The sequence below is a fragment of the Pseudomonas sp. NPDC088885 genome (assembly GCF_044750025.1).
Lineage (GTDB): Bacteria > Pseudomonadota > Gammaproteobacteria > Pseudomonadales > Pseudomonadaceae > Aquipseudomonas > Aquipseudomonas rustica.
In genome coordinates, this window is sequence record NZ_JBIVJB010000006.1 from 103,365 (window position 1) to 125,195 (window position 21,831).

A 21,831-nucleotide genomic window follows, 5' to 3' on the forward strand; every position below is an offset into this window, starting at 1 on the left:
CGACCGTATCAAACTCGAACCGAGCTGGAAGGAGGCACTGCGTGCTGAGTTCGACCAGCCCTACATGACAGAGTTGCGCAATTTTCTGCAGCAGGAGCGGGCGGCCGGCAAGGAAATCTACCCGCCGGGGCCGATGATTTTCAATGCCTTGAACTCGACGCCGCTGGAAAAAGTGAAGGTGGTGATCCTCGGCCAGGATCCGTATCACGGCCCGGGTCAGGCCCATGGCCTGTGCTTCTCGGTGCAACCGGGCGTGCCGGCGCCGCCGTCGCTGGTCAACATCTATAAAGAGTTGAAACGCGACCTGAACATCGATATTCCCACTCACGGCTACCTGCAGAGCTGGGCCGATCAGGGCGTGTTGATGATCAACACGACGATGACCGTCGAACGCGCCAACGCCAATGCGCACAAGGACAAGGGCTGGCAGTTTTTCACTGACCGGATCATTGAACTGGTCAGCGAGCGCCAACCGCATCTGGTGTTCATGCTCTGGGGCGCGCATGCGCAGAGCAAGCAGAAGCTGATCGACGCGACCAAGCACCTGGTACTGACGTCAGTGCATCCGTCGCCGTTGTCGGCTTATCGCGGGTTTTTGGGTTGCGGGCACTTTAGCCGGACTAACAAGTTTCTTGAGCAGAATGGCGAAACGCCGATTGAGTGGCGCTTGCCGCCTGTCGCGTAATCTCGTTCCCACGCTCTGCGTGGGAATGCCTCAATGGACGCTCTGCGTCCGCTTGGGACGCGGAGCGTCCCGGGCTGCATTCCCACGCAGAGCGTGGGAACGATCATGTGGGAGCGAGCTTGCTCGCGAAAAGGGCGACGCGGTCTTACTCCGGACTACGATTCCAGTACTTGAACAACGGCTCCGCCAGAAACAGCACAAACAACAACCGCATCACCTGCATCGCCGTCACCAGCGGCACTGACAACTGCAGCGTTTCCGCCGTCAGACTCATTTCGGCAATCCCACCGGGCATCATGCCCAGCGTCAGCGAACGCAGATCCAGATGCGTCAGCGCACTCAACCCCAACGCTGCCAACGACGCGATCAACATGGTCAGCGCCGTGCCAATCAACGTCCGCCCCATGAATGAAGGCGCACGCCGGAAGAACTGCCGGTTGAAGTGGCAACCCAAGCCACTACCAATCAACCACTGGCCAATCTGACTGCCACCATCCGGCAAACCGATGTGCAAATCCCAGGCAATGCTCACCGCCGCACTCACCAGCAACGGCCCGAACAACCACGGATTGGGTTGGCGCAAACGCTGCCAAAGCCAAGCGAGTAAAGCGCCCGCCGGAAACAGAATCGCCAGCCAGCGCCAATCGACGCTGCCAGCGTGAGAAATCGGGTTGCCGTCACCGAGCAAATACTTGAACGCCGCCGGCACGCACAGCACCACCACCAACACCCGCAAACTTTGCCCCGCCGCCACATGGCTAAGCATCGCGCCATTGCGCGCACCAAGGTTGACCATCTCGCCGGAACCGCCGGGCATGCTCGAGAAAAACGCCGTGGCGCGATCCTCACCGGTGCGGCGCATCAACCACACGCCAACCACCGCCGACACACTGGTGACCAGCGCACCGAAGAAGATCAAGCCGAAATGACTGAGCACCTGCTCCATCACCACCGGGGTGAAGTGCAGCCCGATGCCAATCCCGACGATCCACTGACCACACTTGCGGCCGCCAGGAATCTCGGTGAGTTGCCACGGGGTCAGGCAGCGCACGAGGATGATCGCCAGCAACGAGCCGACCATCCACGGCAGTGGCCAGCCGATCTGGCTGGCGAGGTAACCGCCGAGCAGACCGACCAGCGGGGTTCCCCACCAGGATTTCAGTGAGGCGCGATCAAACATCGGCAATGGCGCGACGCGCGACCGAACGTTTGCGCCAGATGCGGATCAGCGGGAAGGCCAGCATCAGCGCAGTCAGCACCCAGACACCGAAGGTGATCGGGCTCGACCAGAGGATCTCCAGTGCGCCATTAGAGATCGACAACGCACGACGCAGGTTCTGCTCCATCAGACCGCCGAGGATGAAGCCCAGCAGTACCGGCGACAACGGGAAGTCGAGCTTGCGCAGGATGTAACCGAAGATGCCGATGCCGACCATCAGGAACAGGTCGAACGTAGTGGCGTGCACCGCGTAAACGCCGATCCCGGTGATGATCGCGATCACCGGCACCAGTGCCCAGTTCGGCACGGCAAGGATGCGGGTGAAGATACGGATCATCGGGATGTTGAGGATCACCAGCATGATGTTGGCAATGAACAACGAGGCGATCAGGCCCCAGACGATGTCCGGTTGTTGCTGGAACAGCAGCGGGCCCGGGGTGATGTTGTACAGCGACAGGGCGCCGATCATCACCGCCGTGGTGCCCGAACCTGGCACACCCAACGTCAGCATCGGCACCAAAGCACCACAAGCCGACGCACCGATAGCGGTTTCCGGAGCGGCGAGGCCACGGGCATCACCCTGACCGAATTTGCCGCTGGCACCGGCGATGCGTTTTTCGGTCATGTACGCCACGGCGCTGGCCAGCGTCGCGCCGGCACCCGGCAACACGCCCATGATGAAACCAAGCAGGCCGCAGCGAATGTTCACCACGAACACCGACGAGGCTTCCTTGAAGTTGAACATCATGCGCCCGGTGGCTTTCACCGCTTCCTGACCGCGATGAGTTTTCTCCAGCAGCAACAGAATCTCGCTGATCGAAAACAGGCCCAGCACCAGCACGACGAATTGAATGCCGTCAGTCAGGTGAATGTTGTCGCCGGTAAAGCGGTACACGCCGCTGTTGGCGTCGATGCCGACACTCGACAGGAACAGTCCGATCAACGCCGCAATGAAGGTTTTCAACGGTCGATCACCGGCCATGCCGCCGAGACAGACAATCGCAAACACCATCAACACGAAGTATTCCGCCGGGCCGAAGGCTATCGCCCATTTCGCCAGGAGCGGGGCGAACAGCACCATGCCGCAAGTGGCGATAAATGCACCGATGAACGAACTCCACGCCGACAACGACAGCGCTACACCGGCCAGACCTTTGCGGGCCATCGGGTAACCGTCGAGGGTGGTCATCACGGTCGATGCTTCGCCCGGAATATTCAGCAAAATAGAGCTGATCCGGCCGCCGTATTCGCAGCCCAGATACACCGCTGCCAACAGAATCAACGCCGACTCTGGTGGCAAGCCGAGCGCAAATGCGATCGGAATCAGCAGTGCCACGCCATTGATCGGGCCGAGGCCCGGGAGCAAGCCAACGACAGTGCCGATCAGCGTGCCGCACAGCGCGGTGACCAGGTTGTACGGGCTCAGCGCGACGCCGAAGCCTTGGCCCAAATAACCGAGGGTATCCATATCAGTTCTCCAGCACGTCGAGCAGGCCAAGGGGCAGCGGAACGTCCATCACACGGTCGAACAGCAGGTACAGACCGATGGCCATCAGCGTGGTGACTACGATGCTCGGCATCCAGCGACCGCCATACAGGCGCGCCATCGGAATGCCGATGAGGATGCTGCTGAGGATGAAACCCAGCGGTTCGAACAGACCGGCGAACACCAGCAGCAGGGCGACGCAGATAGCAATCTTGGTCAGGGTTTCGCGATCCAGTGGCGGCTCGTCCTCGCTGTGTTTGATCGGTGCCGGGCGAAACACCATGTACAACAGTGCCGCGCCCATCAGACCGAGCATCAGCAGCGGGAAGGCGCGCGGCCCGACCGGTTCGTAGGAAAAAGCCGCTTGGTACGGCCATGCCATCAGTGCCAGGCCGACACAGACCAGCAACAGCACCGAGGCGAAAATGCGTTGAATAAGCATGGGAGCTCCTGTGCCGCGTTCCCGCAATCGGGAACGCAGCCGCTAGACAGAGGCGATCACTGGATCAGGCCGAACTCTTTGGCCAGCACTTTGTAGTCGGCAACTTGCTTCTTCACGTAGGTGTCCAGCTCCGGGCCAGTCATGGCGAACGGGAACAGTTCACGCTGATCGCGCAGCTTGGCGAACTCGTCGGAGGCCAGCAGTTTGTCGAACGAGTCTTTCCACCAGGCGTAGTCTTCGTCGCTGACTTTTGGCCCCAGGTAGAACCCGCGCACCACCGGCCAGACGATGTCGTAGCCTTGTTCGCGAGCGGTCGGGATGTCTTTCATTTCCGGCTCGTCGAGGCGCTTGTCGGAGAACACCGCGAGCAAACGCATGTCGCCGCTCTGGATGTGCGGCATGGAGTCGGAGATGTCGGTACTGCCGACCTGGATGTGGCCGCCGAGCAGGGCGGTAGCGATTTCGCCACCACCTTCGAGGGCGACGTAACGCAACTCACGCGGGTTGATCCCGGCTGCCTTGGCGATCAGCGCGGTTTGCATCCAGTCCTGGCTGCCGACGGTGCCGCCGGAACCGATCACCACCGAGCCTGGATCTTTCTTCAGCGCTTGAACGAGATCGTCGAGGGTCTTGTAGGGAGAATCGTTTTTCACTGCGATGGCGCCGTAGCTGGTGCCGACGGCTGCCAGCCAACGCACGTTGGTTTCATCGAAACGACCAAACTTGCCTTGCGCCAGGTTCAGCAACGAACCGCTCGACCACGCGACCAGCGTGCCGGCATCGGCCGGACGCTGAGCGACCACCGCGTTGTACGCCACCGCGCCGACACCGCCGGGCATGTAGGTCACGCGCATCGGTTTGCTCAGCAGTTTCTGGTTGACCAGTGCGCTCTGCACCAGTTTGCAGGTCAGGTCAAAACCACCGCCGGGCGAGGCCGGGGCGATACACTCCGGACGTTTCGGTTCGGCCATCAACTGCCCGGCCACCAGCATCATGCCGGCCGCTAAAGCAACTTTACGCAGTGAAAAATTCATTGGTCTCTCCACAGATTTCTTGTTGTAAGGGCTTTTTGTGTAGGAGCTGCCGAAGGCTGCGATCTTTTGATCTTTTGATCTTTTGATCTTTTGATCTTTTGATCTTTTGATCTTTTGATCTTTTGATCTTCCGATCACAGCGCCAAGGCATTTCAATCAATTACCAAAGAGCAACGCTATAGCTCACCAGCAACCGCACCTCATCCGCATCGCGAGCCGAGTAATTGGAACGGTAAGTGGCATTCCTCAAACGCACGGCGACATCCTTCAAAGCGCCGCTTTGTACTACATATTTGATCTCGGTGTTGCGCTCCCACTCTTTGCCTTCCTCGCCGGTCTTGAGCTTGATGTTGTCACCGCTCAAGTAGCGGCTCATGAAGGTCAGGCCGGGGATGCCGAGTTTGGCGAAGTCGAAGTCGTAACGTGCCTGCCAGGAGCGTTCTTCCGCGCCGGCGAAGTCGTTGATCTGCACGAAGTTGACCAGATACGGGTCGCTGCCATCGACGTACGGGAACGCACTATCGCCGGACATGTGTTGATAACCGGCGCTGAACTTGTGCCCGCTCAACGCATAGCTGACCAGACCGTTGAGCGAGCGGTTGTCGATCTCGCCACCACGGGCCGCGCCCTGATCATCACTGACGGCGAAACGCAGATCAGTGGCGAACGTGCCCGGGCCCATCGGCCGCGAGGCGACCAGGCCGAAGAAGTGCTGGTTGTAGACTTCGTCGAGTTGCGCGAAGTGGTAACTGCCGGTGATCTTGTCGGTGAACTTGTAATCGACGCCGCCAAAGTCGAAGTGCTTGCCGGCAGCGGTACCGGCGAAACGGCTGTTCTTGTTGTTAAGGGCGATGTCCTCGAAATCGGTGCTGTCGCGATCCTTGGCTTTCTCCAGTCGGCCACCGGTGAAGGTCAGGTTCTTGATCTCTTTGGAGGTCAGCAAACCGCCTTCAAAGGTTTGCGGCAGGATGCGTCCGTCGTTCGGTTTGAGGATCGGTAGCTCAGGAATCAGGCTGCCGATTTTCAGTTCGGTGGCGGAGATTTTCACTTTGCCGGTCAGGCCGAGCTTGGAGTATTCGTCCGCCGCGCGTCCGTCATCGTGGGTCGGCAGCAGGCCGGTGCCGGTGCGATCCGGGCTGGAATCGAGTTTGACGCCGAGCATGCCCAGCGCGTCGACACCAAAACCGACGGTGCCATCGGTGTATCCCGATTGCAGATTGAGCATGAAACCCTGGGCCCATTCGTCACGCTTGGATTGCTGGGCGCTGGTGCCATCGCGGAAGTCGCGGTTGAAATACATGTTGCGGGTTTCGAAGGTGGCGCTGCTGTCTTCAATGAAGTCGGCAAAACTCAGCGGCGAAAAACCGGCAAGGGCGGCGGCACTGGCGAGGGCGGTGTGGCTGAAACGGGAAGGGCGAACAGGCGTGGACGCCTGAGGCTGCATGGACGGCATGCGGGTGTACTCCGTTTATTGTTCTTATTGGTCGAAAACGCTTCGTGGCGTTTTTCGTATCGCTGTGTGGCAGCAGCGACGGCAGTCGGGACTGTCCGTGCGCCGACTCTAACCGGCTAACCTTTCACTAACCTTTCAGCTGACTTTCACGGTTTTCGGGCTTCACAGCGGCGGTTGCGGCTGTAAACTCCGCGGCAAAGAGTGGCGTCGGCCATCCCTGAACGAGGTAAAAATCCATGCGTGTCCTGCTCGTCGAAGACCATTTGCAACTGGCCGAAAGTGTTGCCCAGGCGCTCAAGAGCACCGGTCTGACCGTGGACGTGTTGCACGATGGCGTGGCCGCTGATCTGGCCTTGAGCAGCGAGGAATACGCCGTGGCGATCCTCGATGTCGGCCTGCCGCGCATGGACGGTTTTGAAGTGCTGGCGCGGTTGCGCGCACGCGGGAAAAACCTGCCGGTACTGATGCTGACCGCGCGCAGTGATGTGAAAGATCGCGTGCACGGTCTCAATCTCGGCGCTGACGATTACCTCGCCAAACCGTTCGAACTGACTGAGCTGGAAGCGCGGGTCAAAGCCTTGCTGCGACGCAGTGTGCTCGGTGGCGAACGCCAGCAGCGCTGCGGTGTGCTGGCCTATGATCTCGACACGCGACGCTTCAGCCTCGGCGAAGAATTGCTGACGCTGACCTCCCGCGAGCAAGCCGTACTGGAAGCGCTGATCGCCCGACCGGGCCGCGTGATGAGCAAGGAACAATTGGCCGCGCAGGTGTTCGGTCTCGACGAAGAAGCCAGCCCCGACGCCATCGAAATCTACGTGCATCGCTTGCGCAAAAAACTCGATGGTCAACCCGTAGCGATCGTCACCTTCCGTGGCCTCGGTTACCTGCTGGAAAGCCGCGATGCATAAGCCCAGCAGCCTGCGCTGGCGGTTGCTGTGGAACCTCGCGTTGTTGCTGGTGGTGTTGATGCTCGCCAGCGGATTGAGCGCTTACTGGAACGGTCGCGAAGCCGCCGACACTGCCTACGACCGCACGCTGCTGGCCTCGGCGCGCACCATCGCCGCAGGGTTGTCGCAACGCGATGGCAGCCTCAGTGCCGATGTGCCTTACGTGGCCCTCGATACCTTCGCCTACGACAGCGCCGGGCGCATTTATTATCAGGTCAACGACATCCATCAGAAGCTGATTTCCGGTTATGAAAATCTGCCAGGCCCGCCACCGGGCACGCCTCGAACTGACAGTTATCCGGCGCTGGCACGTTTTTACAACGCCACCTACAAAGGCCAAAACGTACGCGTGGTCAGCCTGCTGAAAGCCGTTACCGAACCGAACATGAACGGCATGGCGGAAATCCGTGTCGCCGAAACCGACGAGGCGCGCGTAAGCATGGCGCGCAGTCTGGCCGCCGATACGTTGCTGCGTCTGGGCATGTTGGCGATTGGCGCGTTGTTGTTGGTCTGGTTTGCTGTCAGTGCGGCGTTGCGCCCGCTGGAGCGTTTGCGCACGGCGGTGGAAGAGCGTCAGCCCGATGATTTGCGGCCATTGCCGCTGGTGGAAGTGCAGCATGAGTTGTGGCCGTTGGTGCGCGGGCTCAACCATTTCACCGAGCGGTTGCGCGTGCAGTTCGAGCGTCAGGCCCAGTTCATTGCCGATGCCGCGCATGAGTTGCGCACACCGTTGGCCGCGTTGAAGGCGAGGCTTGAATTGGGCCTGCGCTCGAACGAGCCCGAGACGTGGCGCGCGACGTTGGAATCTTCAGCGCAAAGCACCGATCGCCTGACGCATCTGGCCAACCAGTTGCTGTCGCTGGCGCGTGTTGAAAACGGTGCGCGGGCGATTGCCGAGGGGGGCGCGCAGTTACTCGATCTGAGCCAGTTGGCCCGCGAATTGGGCATGGCCATGGCGCCGCTGGCGCACAAACGCGGGGTTGCGTTGGCATTGGAAGCGGACGAGCCGGTGTGGTTGCGCGGTGAGCCGACGTTGCTCAATGAGTTGCTGAGCAATCTGGTGGATAACGCCTTGGCGCACACACCGCCGGGCGGCAATGTGATTCTGCGCGTGACAGCGCCGGCAGTGCTTGAGGTTGAAGACGACGGGCCGGGGATTCCGCTGGAAGAGCGTGATCGCGTATTTGAGCGGTTTTACCGGCGTAATCAGCAGGTGGCCGGGTCAGGGTTGGGACTGGCGATTGTCGGCGAGATTTGCCGGGCGCATCTGGCGCAGATCAGTCTGCATGATGGCGAGGAGGCGGGGTTGAAGGTGCGGGTGAGTTTTGTTGCCGGGTGATTGCGGCGCCTTTGATGGCCTCTTCGCGAGCAGGCTCACTCCTACATTGGAATGCGGTCTCCTGTAGGAGTGAGCCTGCTCGCGATGGCTTCACCAAGGTTTCAGATCAGTAAAACATCGACCGCGATTCTTCCAGATCCACGCACAGCGCTCTGTTCTCCGGATCAATCCCCAACTTCCTGAACGCAGGCACACTCGCCAGATCAATCCGCGCAAACGGATGGTCGGTGCCTTTACGGCAATGCAGATTCGCCACCTGCACCAGATCGACATAATCAATCTGCGTCGAATCGCGTTTGAAATCCTGATAACGCCCCGGCAATTCCACCAGCCGTTCCGGAAACTCCCAGACCCGCAGCAATTTGTCACCGAGCAACGGATGAATGCGGTCGATCACATGGTTGAGGCTGACCGGATCCGACAGCAACTCATAGTGATCTTCGGCGTAAGTCAGAATCGGCAGCACACCAATCTGATGCACCAGCCCGCCCAGCGCTGCCTGATCCGGCTTGAGCTGGGTGTAGCGGCGGCACAGCGCGTAGCTGACTCCGGCGATTTCCAGACTGCTGCGCCAGACTTCGCGCATCTTCTGTTCGACCACTTCGGAGCGGGCGTGGAAAATCTGCTCCATCACCAGACCGATCGCCAGGTTGCTGCTGTAGTTGATGCCCAGCCGCGTGATCGCGGTGTGCAGGTCGGTGACTTCCTGCGCGGCGCGCAGTAGCGGGCTGTTGACCACTTTGATCAGGCGCGCCGACAGTGCGGTGTCGCGACCGATGACTTTGCTCAGGTCGCTGACACTGATTTCCGGATCTTCGGCAGCCTTGCGAATTTGCAGGGCCACTTCCGGCAACGTTGGCAGAACCAGGTCATCGTTATCGATGGCCTCAACCAAATCCCGTTGGACCTTTTCCGCCAGTTCGCTCATTTGGACTCTCTAGGGTGTTGCAACCAGGCTGCGATCAACGCTGGATTTCGCGGTCGCGATCCAGTTCGTAGGGCAAATCGAGCACTTGCAACGCAGGCCCTTCAAGGCTGCCCAGATGCAGATCGCCCGCTTCGGCAGCTTCGGCCTGCAGCACCGCCAGGAGTTCAATGTTTTGCTCGGCGTTGGCGGCCAGCACCACTTCACCGATGGAGCTGTTGTGGCTCGGAGCGAACAGCTGTGTGCCAGGCTCTGGCAGTTCGCTCGCGTCTAGGCTCAAGCGATACAGGCGACGTTTTAGTTTGCCGAGGTACTGCATGCGCGCGACGATTTCCTGGCCGGTGTAGCAGCCTTTCTTGAAGCTCACGCCACCGACGGCTTGCAGATTGAGCATCTGCGGAATGAACAGCTCACGGGTGCTCGGCATGACCTGACCGATGCCGGCGCGGATCTGGCCCAGCAGCCATTGATTCAATGCGGCTTCTGGCAGTGCGGCGGACAGTCTGGTTTTGATTGCATCGGCTTGATCGGCCGGTACCCACAGTTCCGCGCGATCCGGCGAGACGCGAATCGCGACCAAGCCGTCGTTGCGCACGACGCTGTCGGTTTCTGCCGGCAAGTCCAGACCAAGGCTGCTCAGGGTAGCGTCAGCGTGCGCCAGACCAAAACGCACCCAGGCGGCGCTTTCGTCGTTCAGTTTCGATTTGGAGAACACCGCGTATTTTTCCAGATCGGCCAATTGCGGCTCGAGCAACTCGCTGGCCATCGCCAGCACCACGCCGTCACCTTCGAGCAGAATGCGGAAACTCGACTGCATTCGGCCTTTCTGCGTGCAGCGCGCGCCAAGGCTGGCCTTGGTGTCACTGAGGTAATTGAGGTTGCAGGTCAGCTGGCCTTGCAGGAATTTTCCGGCATCCGCGCCGCGAACCGCGAGAACGCCTTCATGAGACAGGGTGCAGAAAAAAGCAGAATCGGCCATGGGTCTTCGCAGGGTAAAAAGTCTGGGGCACATCATAAGGGTGCGTTGTTGAAATGGGTAGTTGATAAAGGATCGGTGGTGCCCGACCAAAGCCGACTGTGCGACCCGCTTGGGGGCTGTATACTTGCCGCCAAATTTGAGGAGGGCCCCATGGTCGAACAAGTTGAACTGAATCGCCTCTTTTGGCACAGCCGTCGCGGCATGCTTGAGCTTGACGTGTTGCTGGTGCCGTTCGTGAAGGAGGTCTACGCGACGTTGAATCAGGTGGATCGCGATCTGTATGTGCGTCTGCTGACGTGCGAGGATCAGGACATGTTCGGCTGGTTCATGGAGCGCAGCGAGTCTGAAGATCCGGAACTGCAGCGCATGGTTCGCATGATCCTGGATCGTGTCCAGCCCAAGTAATACGTTCGAATGCCGCTGGCATGCCTCACGGCAGTTGCTGGCGGCGTATCTGTTGGCCCAGGCGTTCGCACTGGGTGCTTTGTTTCTTCTATCTATTCCACTCTGGGCCCATCTGCTCGGGGCTTCTGCTTGTCTGCTGCATGGCGTTTGGGTGTTGCCACGGCAGATTCTGCTGAGTCATCCACGAGCATTCTGCGGATTGCGCCGTGATGCCGATGGCTGGCAATTGTGGAATCGTGCGGATGGCTGGCAAGCGGTGCAACTGCGCCCGGACAGTCTGGCGCTGCCATTGATCGTGGTGCTGCGCTTTCGTTTGCGCGGCGAGTGGCGGGTCAGATCGATCTGTGTGCCGCGAGATTCGCAGGTCGCCGATGTGCATCGACGCCTGCGAGTGCGGCTCAAGTTCAGCCGGCGTAGGTGGGCGGTATCAGAATAGTGTCGAGCGCTTCGGGCAGCAGGTTCGGGTAGTCGAGGGTGTAATGCAGACCGCGACTTTCCTTGCGCTCCATGGCTGAGCTGATCATCAATTCCGCCACTTGCGCCAGATTGCGCAGCTCGATCAGGTCACGGCTGACTTTATAGTTGCTGTAGAACTCGTCGATCTCGTCCAGCAGCAAACGCACGCGGTGCTGCGCCCGTTGCAGACGCTTGTTGGTGCGCACGATGCCGACGTAGTCCCACATGAACCGGCGCAGCTCATCCCAGTTGTGCGCAATGATCACGTCTTCGTCGGAGTCAGTGACCTGGCTGGCATCCCAGACGGGCAGGGCGCTTGGCGCATCGATATCGTCGAGTTGCGCAAGAATGTCCGCCGCCGCCGAACGGGCATAGACGAAGCATTCCAGCAGCGAGTTGCTGGCCATGCGGTTGGCGCCGTGCAGGCCGGTGAAGCTGGTTTCGCCGATCGCATACAAACCTGGCACATCGGTGCGGCCTTGCTGATCGACCATCACGCCGCCACAGGTGTAATGCGCGGCGGGGACGACCGGGATGGGCTGTTTAGTGATGTCGATGCCGAACCCGAGGCAGCGCTCATACACAGTCGGGAAGTGGCTTTTGATGAATTCTTCGGGTTTGTGGCTGATGTCGAGATAGACGCAGTCGACGCCCAGACGCTTCATTTCATGGTCGATGGCGCGGGCAACGATGTCGCGCGGGGCCAGTTCGGCGCGTTTGTCGAAGCGATACATGAAGCGTTCGCCGTTGGGCAGCTTCAGATGGGCGCCTTCGCCACGCAGGGCTTCGGTAATAAGGAAGCTTTTCGCTTGCGGGTGATACAGGCAGGTCGGGTGAAACTGGTTGAATTCCAGATTCGCCACGCGGCAGCCCGAACGCCAGGCCATGGCGATGCCGTCGCCGCAAGCGCCGTCAGGGTTACTGGTGTAGAGGTAAACCTTGGCGGCGCCGCCCGACGCGAGGATCACGAATCGTGCGCCGTAGGTGTCGACTTCGCCGGTTTTGCGGTTCAGCACATAAGCGCCGAGGCAACGATCGCCGTCCATGCCCAACCGGCGTTCGGTAATCAGATCAACGGCAACCCGCTGTTCGAGCAGTTCGATGTTCGAACGCTCTTTGGCTTGGGCCAGTAAGGTTTTGAAGATGGCTGCGCCGGTGGCGTCAGCGGCATGAATGATGCGCCGATGGCTGTGGCCGCCTTCGCGGGTCAGGTGAAATTCAAATCCACCGTCTTCAGTACCGGACTGTTCGTCGCGGGTGAATGGCACACCTTGGTCGATCAGCCACTGAATGGCTTCACGGCTGTGCTCGACGGTGAAACGCACGGCGTCTTCGTGGCACAGACCGCCGCCGGCGTTCAGGGTGTCGTCGACGTGGGATTCGACAGTATCGGTATCGTCCAGCACAGCGGCAACGCCACCCTGGGCCCAGAAGGTCGAACCGTTGGCGAGATCGCCCTTGCTCAATACGGCAATGCGCAAATGACCCGGCAGGGTCAGCGCGAGACTCAAACCGGCAGCGCCGCTGCCAATGACCAGAACATCATGTTGGAATTGTTGGCTCATTACAGGATTCCGCACAAAGCGACCCGGGTCGGGGGTGGCGCGATTCGCCTGGATCGGCGAGTCAGGTCAGCCACACAGCCCACTAGTATATAGAGGGGTGGGGCGGCACAATAGCCGGGCCTATATGGCATTGTGAAACTACTGTGACGGGAAAAACCGGGTGCTTCGTCGGAAGTTTTTTTCGCCGGTTTTGGGAAAAGACGACTGTATCGGCGCTGAAACAGCCTTTTTCCGCCCAGGGTTGCCCAATGTCGGGTGGGTACGGCTATAAATAATTGGAACTTTTGCCAAAGGCCCAAGATCAATAGTCGGTGCCAGAAACAAGGGACGTGTCGGCTTCAGTGCGGAATCTGCGGTTGGATTCCTGCCCGGCGAAACCGATAACAAGATTATTCGCGCAGCCGGTTCATCCCGTGCTGCGTTTTTCGTGCGTGCCAAATCAGAGCCCGCAGGAAACTTGCCTGGAGGGGGAGAACTTTTGCGAAAAGCCCGAGTCTATGTTTGCAAGTCTGGTCGTTTAGTTATGCAAGTCTCCTTCGGGCTTATCGAGGAGTGTTCATGCTAACCCAGGAAGAGGATCAGCAGCTGGTCGAGCGCGTTCAACGCGGCGACAAGCGAGCTTTCGATCTGTTGGTGCTGAAATATCAGCACAAGATTCTCGGGTTGATCGTGCGTTTTGTGCACGACACCCATGAAGCCCAGGACGTGGCTCAGGAAGCCTTTATCAAGGCGTATCGAGCACTTGGAAACTTTCGCGGCGACAGTGCGTTTTATACGTGGCTGTACCGTATTGCCATTAACACGGCAAAGAACTACCTGGTTTCTCGCGGCCGTCGGCCGCCGGATAGCGATGTAAGTTCAGAGGATGCAGAGTTCTACGACGGCGATCACGGCCTCAAGGATCTCGAGTCACCAGAACGTGCGTTGCTGCGGGATGAGATCGAAGGCACCGTCCATCGAACCATCCAGCAACTGCCAGAGGATTTGCGTACGGCGTTAACTTTACGTGAATTCGATGGTCTGAGTTACGAGGACATTGCGAGCGTCATGCAGTGTCCGGTGGGTACCGTGCGCTCCCGGATTTTCCGCGCTCGGGAGGCCATCGATAAAGCCCTGCAGCCGTTGTTGCAGGAAAACTGAGACAGCGGCGATAGCCAAGAGAGGAACGCCATGAGTCGTGAAGCCCTGCAGGAATCGCTGTCCGCAGTGATGGATAACGAAGCGGACGAACTGGAATTGCGTCGAGTGATCAATGCACTTGATGACGTCGAAACCCGTGAGACCTGGGCTCGTTACCAGATCGCTCGGGCAGCCATGCACAAGGATCTGCTGCTACCACGTCTGGACATCGCTGCGGCAGTGTCTGCTGCGCTGGAAGACGAAACGGCTCCGGCCAAAGTATCCCGCAGCCCATGGCGCAACCTTGGCCGTCTGGCTGTTGCAGCCTCGGTAACTGTTGCCGTTCTGGCCGGTGTTCGTCTGTACAACCAGGACGAAATCGCTGGTGTTGAACTGGCTCAGCAAAGCAACCAGACAACCCTGGCCACCCCTCAGGTGAAAGGCCCGGCTGTTCTGGCAGGCTACAGCGAGAGCTCGGAAGCCACTGGCCCTATGGCCAACGGCGTACTGCAAGGTCAGCCAGGCTGGCACGATCAGCGTCTGCCAGGTTACCTGCGTCAGCACGCTCAGCAGGCTGCATTGAAAGGTACTGAAAGCGCGTTGCCATACGCACGTGCCGCAAGCCTGGAAAACCGTTAAGGAGGATCATGCGCGCCATACCTCTACTTTCGCTTCTGCTCAGTGGCTGGTTCATTGTTCCAGCCCATGCCGATGAGGCCCAGGACTGGTTGACCCGTCTGGGCCAGGCCGAGCAGCAGCAAAGCTTTCACGGTACTTTTATTTACGAGCGTAACGGTAGTTTTTCTACCCACAACATCTGGCATCGCGTCCAGAACGGTCAAGTCCGCGAGCGTTTGCTCCAGCTCGACGGCTCGGCTCAGGAAGTCGTGCGCATTGATGGACACACTCAATGCGTCAGCGGCACCCTGATCGCGGGGCTGGGGGATTCTCCCAACTCGACCGCTCGTGCCCTGGATCCTAAAAAGCTGAAAAACTGGTATGACCTTGCTGTCATCGGCAAGTCGCGTGTGGCCGGTCGCGATGCAGTGATCGTTTCACTGACGCCTCGTGACCAGCACCGTTACGGTTTTGAATTGCATCTGGATAAGCAGACGGGCCTGCCGCTCAAGTCATTGCTGTTGAATGACAAGGGTCAGTTGCTCGAACGTTTCCAGTTCACCAGTCTCGATACCGACGAAGTCCCGTCCGACAAAGACTTGCAAGCCGATGCCGGTTGCAAGGCTGTGACGCTGGACAGCGACAAGGCCTCCGCCGTAAAGACCGCCCAGGTCTGGCGTTCAGACTGGTTGCCGCCAGGTTTCGAACTGACCAGCAGCACCTCGCACAAAGATCCGCAAACCAAAACACAAGTCAACAGCCTGATGTATGACGATGGCCTGGCACGTTTTTCGGTGTTCCTTGAACCGTTGAACGGCGCGACCGTCACCGACACCCGGACTCAACTGGGCCCGACCGTCGCCGTTTCTCGTCGCCTGACCACACCCGAAGGCGAAATGATGGTGACCGTGGTTGGCGAGATTCCAATCGGCACCGCCGAACGGATCGCCTTGTCGATGCGAAACGACAGTGCCGCCACCAGCAAGCAGTGAGCTGATTCCAGTCACTACCACTTCTTCGTCGAGACGGAGATGAAATGTTTGCTGAGCATTTTCATTTGCAAATAACCCGAAAATTTTTTATAGGTCAGAGCCTCACGGCTCTGGCCTTGTTGTTGTTCCTGGAATAAAAGCGCCAGCCTGTGGTTGCCGGTGATTCTTGTTCCATATCGCTTAAACCTGCTCGTCGTAACGGGAGCTGTATGTCGATACCTAGCTTGAAATCTTATCTGTCCATTTTCGCCACCGTGCTATTGCTCGGTCAGGCGGTGCCTGCTGCGCAAGCGGCCGACCTGCCGGACTTCACGCAACTGGTCGAACAAGCGTCGCCGGCTGTGGTGAACATCAGTACCACGCAGAAACTGCCGGATCGCAAAGTGAACCAGCAGATGCCGGATCTGGAAGGCTTGCCGCCGATGCTGCGCGAGTTCTTCGAGCGCGGCATGCCGCCTCAGCAGCGCTCGCCGGGCGGTGGTGGTCGTCAGCGTGAAGCGACATCGCTGGGCTCAGGCTTCATCATCTCTCCGGATGGCTACATCCTGACCAACAACCATGTGATCGCTGATGCTGACGAGATTCTCGTGCGTCTGGCTGATCGCAGCGAAATGAAAGCCAAGCTGATCGGCACTGACCCGCGTTCCGACGTGGCCCTGCTGAAAATCGAAGGCAAAGACCTGCCAGTACTCAAACTCGGCAAATCCCAGGATCTGAAAGCCGGTCAGTGGGTTGTCGCGATCGGTTCGCCATTCGGCTTTGACCACACCGTGACCCAAGGCATTGTCAGCGCCGTCGGCCGCAGTCTGCCGAACGAAAACTACGTGCCGTTCATCCAGACCGACGTGCCGATCAACCCGGGCAACTCCGGTGGCCCGCTGTTCAACCTGAACGGTGAAGTGGTCGGCATCAACTCGCAGATCTACACCCGTTCCGGTGGCTTCATGGGCGTGTCGTTCGCCATCCCGATCGACGTGGCGATGGACGTTTCCAATCAGCTGAAAAGCGGCGGCAAGGTCAGCCGTGGCTGGTTGGGTGTGGTCATCCAGGAAGTGAACAAGGATCTGGCCGAGTCGTTCGGTCTGGAGAAACCGGCCGGTGCGCTGGTTGCACAGATTCAGGATGACGGCCCGGCAGCCAAGGGCGGCCTGCAAGTCGGCGACGTGATTCTGAGCATGAACGGTCAGCCGATCGTTATGTCTGCTGACCTGCCACACCTGGTTGGCGCACTGAAGGCTGGCGCCAAAGCCAATCTGGAAGTGATTCGTGAAGGCAAGCGCAAGAACGTCGAACTGACCGTTGGCGCCATCCCGGACGAAGACAAAGAACTGGATGCATTGCCGAAGTCTGGCGCTGAAACCACCAGCAACCGTCTCGGTGTTGCCGTGGGCGAGTTGACCGCCGAGCAGAAGAAAACCTACGACCTCAAAGGTGGTGTGGTGATCAAGGAAGTGCAGGACGGCCCAGCTGCCCTGATCGGTCTGCAACCGGGTGACGTCATCACGCACCTGAACAACCAAGCCATCGGCTCCACCAAGGAGTTCGGCGAGATCGCCAAAGCGTTGCCGAAGAATCGTTCGGTGTCGATGCGCGTTCTGCGTCAGGGTCGTGCGAGCTTCATCACCTTCAAACTGGCTGAATAAACCAGCGGCAAGGTGAAAAAGAAACCGCCTCGAAAGAGGCGGTTTTTTTGTGTCCGAAGATTTTGTGTTGCTGGATAAAACTCAGCCCATCATGTCCTTGATCATGCGTTCCTGCTCCATCAGCTCGCGCTGACGGGCATCGATGCGAGACGACAACGGGAAGTTGTTACCCGCCTTACGCTTGGCAAAGTCGAGTTGCTGGATCGCCTGACGGTAATCGCCAACCAGCGCGAAGTATTCGGCGCGAGCCTGATGCAAACCGATGATGTTACCCGACAAACCACGGGTCTCGGCAACTTGGTACCAGACGTCCGGATCGTTCGGGCGCGACTTCAGCAGACCTTCCAGTGCTTTCTCGGCATCGGCCGAGCGATTCTGCTTCAACAGTAAATCTACGCGAACCTGATTCAGCGGATAGTTGCCCGGATACTGCGTGAGCATGCGGTCGACACGCGACTGTGCGTCAGGCAGGCGATTGTTGGTGATGTCCAGATCGACCTGCGCGAGGTTGTAGATGATCTCGTTCGGCGATTTGGCCAGCAGTTGTTTCAGGTTCTCGCGAGCCTCATTCAACTGTCCACCCTTGATCTGCGCGATGGCCAGACCGTAGCGCGCCACATCGTTCTTCGGGTTTTCATCCAGTTGCGCGCGGAAACGCTTGGCGCCAAGGCCCGGGGTTTCTTCGTAGATCAACTGCACGCGTGCTCGGATCAATTGATAGCGCATGGTGTCTTCGATGCCGCCCGGTTTCGCCTGTTCGGCGCGGTTGCGGGTGTCGGCGATACGCGATTCGGTTACCGGGTGAGTCAGCAGAAATTCGGGTGGCTTGGCGTCGAAACGGTACTGACGCATCAAGCGTTCGAACATGGTCGGCATCGAGCGCGGGTCGTAGCCAGCCTTTTCCAGATTGAGGATGCCGATGCGGTCGGCTTCCTGTTCGTTCTGCCGCGAGAACGTGCGTTGCGACTGAATCGCCGCTGCCTGGGTGCCGGCAATCGCGGCGATCCCGGCATCACCGCCACCGGCCGCCGCAATGACGATACCGGCCAGCAGCGCGGCCATCATCGGCACTTGCATGCGCTGCGAGGCTTCGACGCCGCGCGCGAAGTGGCGTTGCGACAAGTGAGCCAATTCGTGCGCGAGTACCGAAGCGTATTCGCCCTCGGTCTGGGCATTGAGGAACAAACCACCGTTGACCCCGACCACGCCACCCGGCGCCGCGAAGGCGTTGAGCTGCGGGCTGTTGATCAGAATGAATTCGAGGCGTCGGTCAGTGACCTGGCTGGTCTCGACCAGTTTGTACACGCTGGACTCGACGTAGTCCTTGAGTTGCGGATCGTTGAGCTGTGAGACCTGGCTGCGCAGCATCGCCAGCCACGCGCGACCGAGTTGGTATTCCTGTTGCGGTGAGACGATGGCAGAACTGGCGTCGCCGAGTGACGGCAGATCGTCGGCAAAGCCTGGTGAGGCGAGCAGGCAAGCGAGCGTCAGCAGGGTAGGGCGCAGAAAAGTCATGCACAAAGCCTTAGAAGACAAAGACCTTACTGTAGCCGGACACCGGGCTTGCGACCAGATATTCTAGGCAGCTCGACTATCTCGACCGGAGTGACGCAATGACTGACGCTGTAGCCCATGACGTGGAACTGGACGCCAGTGGCCTGAATTGTCCGTTGCCGTTGCTCAAGGCGAAAATGGAATTAAATAAACTGCACAGCGGCGCGGTGCTCAAGGTGATCGCCACCGACGCCGGCTCGCAACGCGACTTCCGCACCTTTGCCAAATTGGCCGGTCATACGCTGCTGCTCGAAGAAGACGACGCGGGCGTTTACCGTTACTGGTTGAAAAAAGCCTGAAGCCAACAGCGTAAAACAATCTAAGGATTATTGATGTTCAAAGTGTTACGCGACTGGATTCAGCGCTACTTCTCCGACGAAGAAGCCGTGGTGCTGGCGGTGTTGCTGATTCTTGCCTTCACCGCCGTGCTCACCCTCGGCGGCATGCTCGCGCCGGTGCTGGCGGGGATGGTACTGGCGTATCTGATGCAAGGCCTGGTGGTCACGCTCGAACGCCTGCGCGTGCCGGGCGGCGTAGCCGTGGGATTGGTGTTTGCGTTGTTTATGGGCGTGTTGATGCTGTTTATTGTCGTGGTCATGCCGCTGCTCTGGCATCAGTTGATCACGCTGTTCAACGAACTACCGGGCATGCTTGCCAAGTGGCAGTCGCTGCTGCTGTTGCTGCCGGAGCGCTATCCGCATCTGGTCTCGGACGAGCAAGTGCTGCAAGCCATCGAAGCGGCGCGCGGCGAGATCGGCAAGTTCGGGCAATGGGCGCTGACGTTCTCGCTGTCGAGTTTGCCGCTGCTGGTCAACATCATGATCTATCTGGTGTTGGTGCCGATTCTGGTGTTCTTCTTCCTTAAAGACCGGGCCATGATCGGCGAGTGGGTGCGCGGTTATCTGCCGCGTGAGCGCGCGTTGATTACGCGGGTCGCGCAAGAAATGAACCGGCAAATCGCCAATTACATTCGCGGCAAAGTCATCGAGATCGTGATCTGCGGCGGCGTGACCTACATCGCGTTCGTCGCGCTCGGGCTCAATTACGCGGCGCTGTTGGCGTTGCTGGTCGGGATTTCGGTGGTGGTGCCGTATGTGGGTGCGGTGGTGGTGACGGTGCCGGTGCTGCTGATTGCGCTGTTTCAGTGGGGCTGGAGCGATCAGTTCATCTATTTGATGGCGGTGTACGGGATCATTCAGACACTGGATGGCAACGTGCTGGTGCCGTTGCTGTTTTCCGAGGCGGTCAACTTGCACCCGGTGGCGATTATTTGCGCGGTGCTGTTGTTTGGCGGGTTGTGGGGATTTTGGGGGGTGTTCTTTGCGATTCCGCTGGCGACGCTGTTCAAGGCAGTGTTGGATGCTTGGCCGCGCAAGGAACCGGTGGTGGCGCCGTTGCTTTAGTGATTGATACGGACTGTTCGGTGTGGCTCAGGGCCTCTTCGCGAGCAAGCTCTGCTCCTACAAGGGATGTGGTGATCTTTTGTAGGAGCAAAGCTTGCTTGCGAAGGCGTCAGAGAAGACGCCGCAAAATCATCAGGCCTTGTTCAGTTCCTGAGCAGCAGCCAGAACAGCATCCACATGCCCCGGCACTTTCACACCGCGCCATTCCTGACGCAGCACACCGTCCTTATCAATCAGGAAGGTGCTGCGATCAACGCCCAGGTATTCCTTGCCGTACAGCTTCTTCAACTTGATCACGTCGAACAACTGGCAGACCGCCTCGTCCTTGTCGCTGATCAACTCAAAGGGAAATTCCTGCTTGCCCTTGAAGTTCTCGTGGGACTTCAGGCTGTCGCGCGAAATGCCGAAGACTTCGGTGTTGGCAGCCTTGAACGCTTCATGTTGATCACGAAAGCCCTGACCTTGAGTGGTGCAGCCCGGGGTGCTGTCCTTCGGATAGAAGTAGATCACCACTTGCTTGCCCTTGAGGGCAGACAACTTGACGGTCTGCCCGCTGGTGGCAGGTGCTTCGAAATCGGCAACCGGTTGGTCGATGACAACGGCCATGAAAGCTTCCTTACATTGGGTTCTGTGGGCGCCAAGGCTCGATCAGTGCGTCGAGGTTCATCGCGTCGGAGAAATCGAGGAACTGGTCGCGCAGCCAACTGATCTGGGTGCCGGCCGGCAGGGTCACGGTGAACGTGGCGTTGAGCATGGTGCCGCCGGTCTGGGGCGCCTGATACGTGTCGCAGGTCAGGTTTTCCAGCTCGACGTTGTGATCCATGAAGAACTGGCACAGCTCATTAATGATGTCCGGGCGATACGCCGAACTCACATAAGCCACGTACGGCAGGGCCTGCGGACGATTTTCCAGCGGCGCGCTGCGCACCACGTTGGCGGTGAAAGCGTGTTTCTTCGCCAGGCTCGGCAGACTGCCTTCGAGGCGGGCGAGGGCGTCCCAACTGCCGGTGATCTCGAGGATCAACGCGCTGCACTCGCCATGGCGAGTCAGACGGGAGGTGACCACGGCGCAGCGATTTTCATGGCTGGCGCGGCACAGGACGTTAGTCAGCTCCATGGGGTTGGCGCCGAGGGCACTGATGACAAGGAATTGTTCGCGAACTGTGGGGGTGGACATGCAGCATTCCTAAAGCGATGAGCGGTCGGTAGGTTACGGACGCTGGTGGCCGGGGCGCGCCTGTTCTGGCTGTCCATGCAATAGACCCGGCAAGCGCTCGCGGCTCGCTCCACTATAGCGGGAGCGCGTCGATGCGACGCAGGAACGGGGTCTGGGAGGCCGAAAAGGGAGGCTGGAACCCGGCGTACAAGCTGATCGGTACCGATCAAAGTCTGAAGGGTAGCGAAAAGCGCGGCCAAGGGGAATGGCGGCAGCGCAGTACTTCGCTTGTGCAAGCATCTTGGCGCCAGTACCATTACCGCTCTCTTTTTCCGGCAGGAGCGGTTTCATGATTGCGGGCAGTATGGTGGCACTGGTCACTCCCATGGATGCACAAGGGCGTCTTGACTG

Annotated in this window: 23 protein-coding genes; 12 read left to right on the forward strand and 11 right to left on the reverse strand. The window is 59.3% G+C overall.

The annotated features are described in order from the left end of the window. Nucleotides 1–685, forward strand: a 685-nt coding sequence (gene ung / locus ACIP1X_RS06380; protein WP_400750415.1) for a uracil-DNA glycosylase, incomplete at its 5' end; no start/stop codon positions are given. 145 nt (nt 686–830) lie between these two features. Here ung and ACIP1X_RS06385 read toward each other — a convergent pair. From ACIP1X_RS06385 to ACIP1X_RS06405, 5 genes are all read right to left on the reverse strand, one after another. Beyond that, on the reverse strand, nt 831–1,865 hold the full coding sequence (locus ACIP1X_RS06385; protein WP_400750417.1) for an AbrB family transcriptional regulator: 1,035 nt from the start codon (nt 1,863–1,865) through the stop codon (nt 831–833). Next, nucleotides 1,858–3,372, reverse strand: coding sequence for a tripartite tricarboxylate transporter permease (locus tag ACIP1X_RS06390; RefSeq protein WP_008083559.1), 1,515 nt, complete (start codon nt 3,370–3,372; stop codon nt 1,858–1,860). Before ACIP1X_RS06390 ends, ACIP1X_RS06385 begins: the two co-directional genes overlap by 8 nt. A gap of 1 nt (nt 3,373) precedes the next feature. Next, nucleotides 3,374–3,832: a tripartite tricarboxylate transporter TctB family protein gene (locus ACIP1X_RS06395; RefSeq protein WP_053118040.1), complete on the reverse strand. Its 459-nt coding sequence runs from the start codon at nt 3,830–3,832 to the stop codon at nt 3,374–3,376. A gap of 56 nt (nt 3,833–3,888) precedes the next feature. Further along, a complete protein-coding gene (locus ACIP1X_RS06400; protein WP_053118042.1) occupies nt 3,889–4,866 on the reverse strand; it encodes a tripartite tricarboxylate transporter substrate binding protein in 978 nt (325 codons plus the stop codon). Between the two features lie 160 nt (nt 4,867–5,026). Beyond that, on the reverse strand, nt 5,027–6,319 hold the full coding sequence (locus tag ACIP1X_RS06405) for an OprD family porin (protein WP_400750421.1): 1,293 nt from the start codon (nt 6,317–6,319) through the stop codon (nt 5,027–5,029). Between the two features lie 236 nt (nt 6,320–6,555). On the opposite strand from ACIP1X_RS06405, the gene ACIP1X_RS06410 reads away from it, so the two are divergent. Continuing rightward, on the forward strand, nt 6,556–7,227 hold the full coding sequence (locus tag ACIP1X_RS06410; protein ID WP_053118046.1) for a response regulator: 672 nt from the start codon (nt 6,556–6,558) through the stop codon (nt 7,225–7,227). Beyond that, entirely contained in the window at nt 7,220–8,605 is a 1,386-nt protein-coding gene (locus tag ACIP1X_RS06415) for a sensor histidine kinase (protein ID WP_212550566.1), read from the forward strand. Before ACIP1X_RS06410 ends, ACIP1X_RS06415 begins: the two co-directional genes overlap by 8 nt. Before the next feature lie 106 nt (nt 8,606–8,711). Here ACIP1X_RS06415 and ACIP1X_RS06420 read toward each other — a convergent pair whose 3' ends face one another. After that, nucleotides 8,712–9,533, reverse strand: a complete 822-nt coding sequence (locus ACIP1X_RS06420) for an HDOD domain-containing protein (RefSeq protein ID WP_212545216.1) — start codon at nt 9,531–9,533, stop codon at nt 8,712–8,714. A gap of 34 nt (nt 9,534–9,567) precedes the next feature. Then, nucleotides 9,568–10,509 carry a YgfZ/GcvT domain-containing protein gene (locus tag ACIP1X_RS06425; RefSeq protein WP_400750425.1) on the reverse strand — a complete coding sequence of 314 codons (942 nt, stop codon included), beginning with the start codon at nt 10,507–10,509 and terminating at the stop codon, nt 9,568–9,570. A gap of 150 nt (nt 10,510–10,659) precedes the next feature. On the opposite strand from ACIP1X_RS06425, the gene ACIP1X_RS06430 reads away from it, so the two are divergent. Further along, the gene (locus ACIP1X_RS06430) at nt 10,660–10,914 is read left to right on the forward strand and encodes a succinate dehydrogenase assembly factor 2 (RefSeq protein WP_053118052.1); all 255 of its coding nucleotides are present in this window, start codon (nt 10,660–10,662) and stop codon (nt 10,912–10,914) included. After that, nucleotides 10,898–11,350: a protein YgfX gene (locus tag ACIP1X_RS06435; protein ID WP_400750428.1), complete on the forward strand. Its 453-nt coding sequence runs from the start codon at nt 10,898–10,900 to the stop codon at nt 11,348–11,350. The genes ACIP1X_RS06430 and ACIP1X_RS06435 overlap by 17 nt, the downstream gene beginning before the upstream one ends. Here ACIP1X_RS06435 and nadB read toward each other — a convergent pair. Beyond that, a complete protein-coding gene (gene nadB, locus ACIP1X_RS06440; RefSeq protein ID WP_159814179.1) occupies nt 11,319–12,935 on the reverse strand; it encodes an L-aspartate oxidase in 1,617 nt (538 codons plus the stop codon). The genes ACIP1X_RS06435 and nadB overlap by 32 nt on opposite strands. Nucleotides 12,936–13,493: 558 nt before the next feature. Between nadB and rpoE the strand changes: the two genes are divergently transcribed. From rpoE to ACIP1X_RS06460, 4 genes are all read left to right on the forward strand, one after another. Then, nucleotides 13,494–14,075, forward strand: coding sequence for an RNA polymerase sigma factor RpoE (rpoE, locus tag ACIP1X_RS06445; RefSeq protein WP_003172477.1), 582 nt, complete (start codon nt 13,494–13,496; stop codon nt 14,073–14,075). A 30-nt stretch (nt 14,076–14,105) separates the two neighbouring features. Then, nucleotides 14,106–14,693, forward strand: coding sequence for a sigma-E factor negative regulatory protein (locus ACIP1X_RS06450; RefSeq protein WP_053118059.1), 588 nt, complete (start codon nt 14,106–14,108; stop codon nt 14,691–14,693). Between the two features lie 8 nt (nt 14,694–14,701). Further along, nucleotides 14,702–15,664 (forward strand): MucB/RseB C-terminal domain-containing protein, encoded by a 963-nt coding sequence (locus tag ACIP1X_RS06455; protein WP_400750431.1) that lies wholly within the window; start codon nt 14,702–14,704, stop codon nt 15,662–15,664. 209 nt (nt 15,665–15,873) lie between these two features. Then, entirely contained in the window at nt 15,874–17,307 is a 1,434-nt protein-coding gene (locus tag ACIP1X_RS06460; RefSeq protein ID WP_159814177.1) for a DegQ family serine endoprotease, read from the forward strand. Nucleotides 17,308–17,388: 81 nt separating this feature from the next. On the opposite strand, the gene ACIP1X_RS06465 is transcribed toward ACIP1X_RS06460, so the two are convergent. Further along, nucleotides 17,389–18,822 (reverse strand): M48 family metalloprotease, encoded by a 1,434-nt coding sequence (locus ACIP1X_RS06465; protein WP_053118065.1) that lies wholly within the window; start codon nt 18,820–18,822, stop codon nt 17,389–17,391. Between the two features lie 98 nt (nt 18,823–18,920). Between ACIP1X_RS06465 and ACIP1X_RS06470 the strand changes: the two genes are divergently transcribed. Beyond that, a complete protein-coding gene (locus tag ACIP1X_RS06470) occupies nt 18,921–19,160 on the forward strand; it encodes a sulfurtransferase TusA family protein (protein WP_053118067.1) in 240 nt (79 codons plus the stop codon). A gap of 33 nt (nt 19,161–19,193) precedes the next feature. Beyond that, entirely contained in the window at nt 19,194–20,264 is a 1,071-nt protein-coding gene (locus ACIP1X_RS06475) for an AI-2E family transporter (RefSeq protein WP_053118069.1), read from the forward strand. A gap of 132 nt (nt 20,265–20,396) precedes the next feature. Here ACIP1X_RS06475 and ACIP1X_RS06480 read toward each other — a convergent pair whose 3' ends face one another. Both ACIP1X_RS06480 and ACIP1X_RS06485 read right to left on the reverse strand, forming a co-directional pair. Further along, complete coding sequence (locus ACIP1X_RS06480) at nt 20,397–20,870, reverse strand: peroxiredoxin (RefSeq protein WP_159814175.1); 474 nt, start codon at nt 20,868–20,870, stop codon at nt 20,397–20,399. Nucleotides 20,871–20,880: 10 nt separating this feature from the next. Beyond that, entirely contained in the window at nt 20,881–21,441 is a 561-nt protein-coding gene (locus ACIP1X_RS06485) for a glycine cleavage system protein R (protein WP_053118073.1), read from the reverse strand. Nucleotides 21,442–21,769: 328 nt separating this feature from the next. Between ACIP1X_RS06485 and ACIP1X_RS06490 the strand changes: the two genes are divergently transcribed. Next, on the forward strand, nt 21,770–21,831 hold a 62-nt coding region (locus tag ACIP1X_RS06490; protein ID WP_400750446.1), incomplete at its 3' end, for a hypothetical protein.

Coding starts and splice junctions, on each gene's coding strand:
- ACIP1X_RS06385 (WP_400750417.1), bottom strand. CDS start 1,865: ATGTTTGATCGCGCCTCACTGAAATCCTGGTGGGGAACCCCGCTGGTC.
- ACIP1X_RS06390 (WP_008083559.1), bottom strand. CDS start 3,372: ATGGATACCCTCGGTTATTTGGGCCAAGGCTTCGGCGTCGCGCTGAGC.
- ACIP1X_RS06395 (WP_053118040.1), bottom strand. CDS start 3,832: ATGCTTATTCAACGCATTTTCGCCTCGGTGCTGTTGCTGGTCTGTGTC.
- ACIP1X_RS06400 (WP_053118042.1), bottom strand. CDS start 4,866: ATGAATTTTTCACTGCGTAAAGTTGCTTTAGCGGCCGGCATGATGCTG.
- ACIP1X_RS06405 (WP_400750421.1), bottom strand. CDS start 6,319: ATGCCGTCCATGCAGCCTCAGGCGTCCACGCCTGTTCGCCCTTCCCGT.
- ACIP1X_RS06410 (WP_053118046.1), top strand. CDS start 6,556: ATGCGTGTCCTGCTCGTCGAAGACCATTTGCAACTGGCCGAAAGTGTT.
- ACIP1X_RS06415 (WP_212550566.1), top strand. CDS start 7,220: ATGCATAAGCCCAGCAGCCTGCGCTGGCGGTTGCTGTGGAACCTCGCG.
- ACIP1X_RS06420 (WP_212545216.1), bottom strand. CDS start 9,533: ATGAGCGAACTGGCGGAAAAGGTCCAACGGGATTTGGTTGAGGCCATC.
- ACIP1X_RS06425 (WP_400750425.1), bottom strand. CDS start 10,509: ATGGCCGATTCTGCTTTTTTCTGCACCCTGTCTCATGAAGGCGTTCTC.
- ACIP1X_RS06430 (WP_053118052.1), top strand. CDS start 10,660: ATGGTCGAACAAGTTGAACTGAATCGCCTCTTTTGGCACAGCCGTCGC.
- nadB (WP_159814179.1), bottom strand. CDS start 12,935: ATGAGCCAACAATTCCAACATGATGTTCTGGTCATTGGCAGCGGCGCT.
- rpoE (WP_003172477.1), top strand. CDS start 13,494: ATGCTAACCCAGGAAGAGGATCAGCAGCTGGTCGAGCGCGTTCAACGC.
- ACIP1X_RS06450 (WP_053118059.1), top strand. CDS start 14,106: ATGAGTCGTGAAGCCCTGCAGGAATCGCTGTCCGCAGTGATGGATAAC.
- ACIP1X_RS06455 (WP_400750431.1), top strand. CDS start 14,702: ATGCGCGCCATACCTCTACTTTCGCTTCTGCTCAGTGGCTGGTTCATT.
- ACIP1X_RS06460 (WP_159814177.1), top strand. CDS start 15,874: ATGTCGATACCTAGCTTGAAATCTTATCTGTCCATTTTCGCCACCGTG.
- ACIP1X_RS06465 (WP_053118065.1), bottom strand. CDS start 18,822: ATGACTTTTCTGCGCCCTACCCTGCTGACGCTCGCTTGCCTGCTCGCC.
- ACIP1X_RS06470 (WP_053118067.1), top strand. CDS start 18,921: ATGACTGACGCTGTAGCCCATGACGTGGAACTGGACGCCAGTGGCCTG.
- ACIP1X_RS06475 (WP_053118069.1), top strand. CDS start 19,194: ATGTTCAAAGTGTTACGCGACTGGATTCAGCGCTACTTCTCCGACGAA.
- ACIP1X_RS06480 (WP_159814175.1), bottom strand. CDS start 20,870: ATGGCCGTTGTCATCGACCAACCGGTTGCCGATTTCGAAGCACCTGCC.
- ACIP1X_RS06485 (WP_053118073.1), bottom strand. CDS start 21,441: ATGTCCACCCCCACAGTTCGCGAACAATTCCTTGTCATCAGTGCCCTC.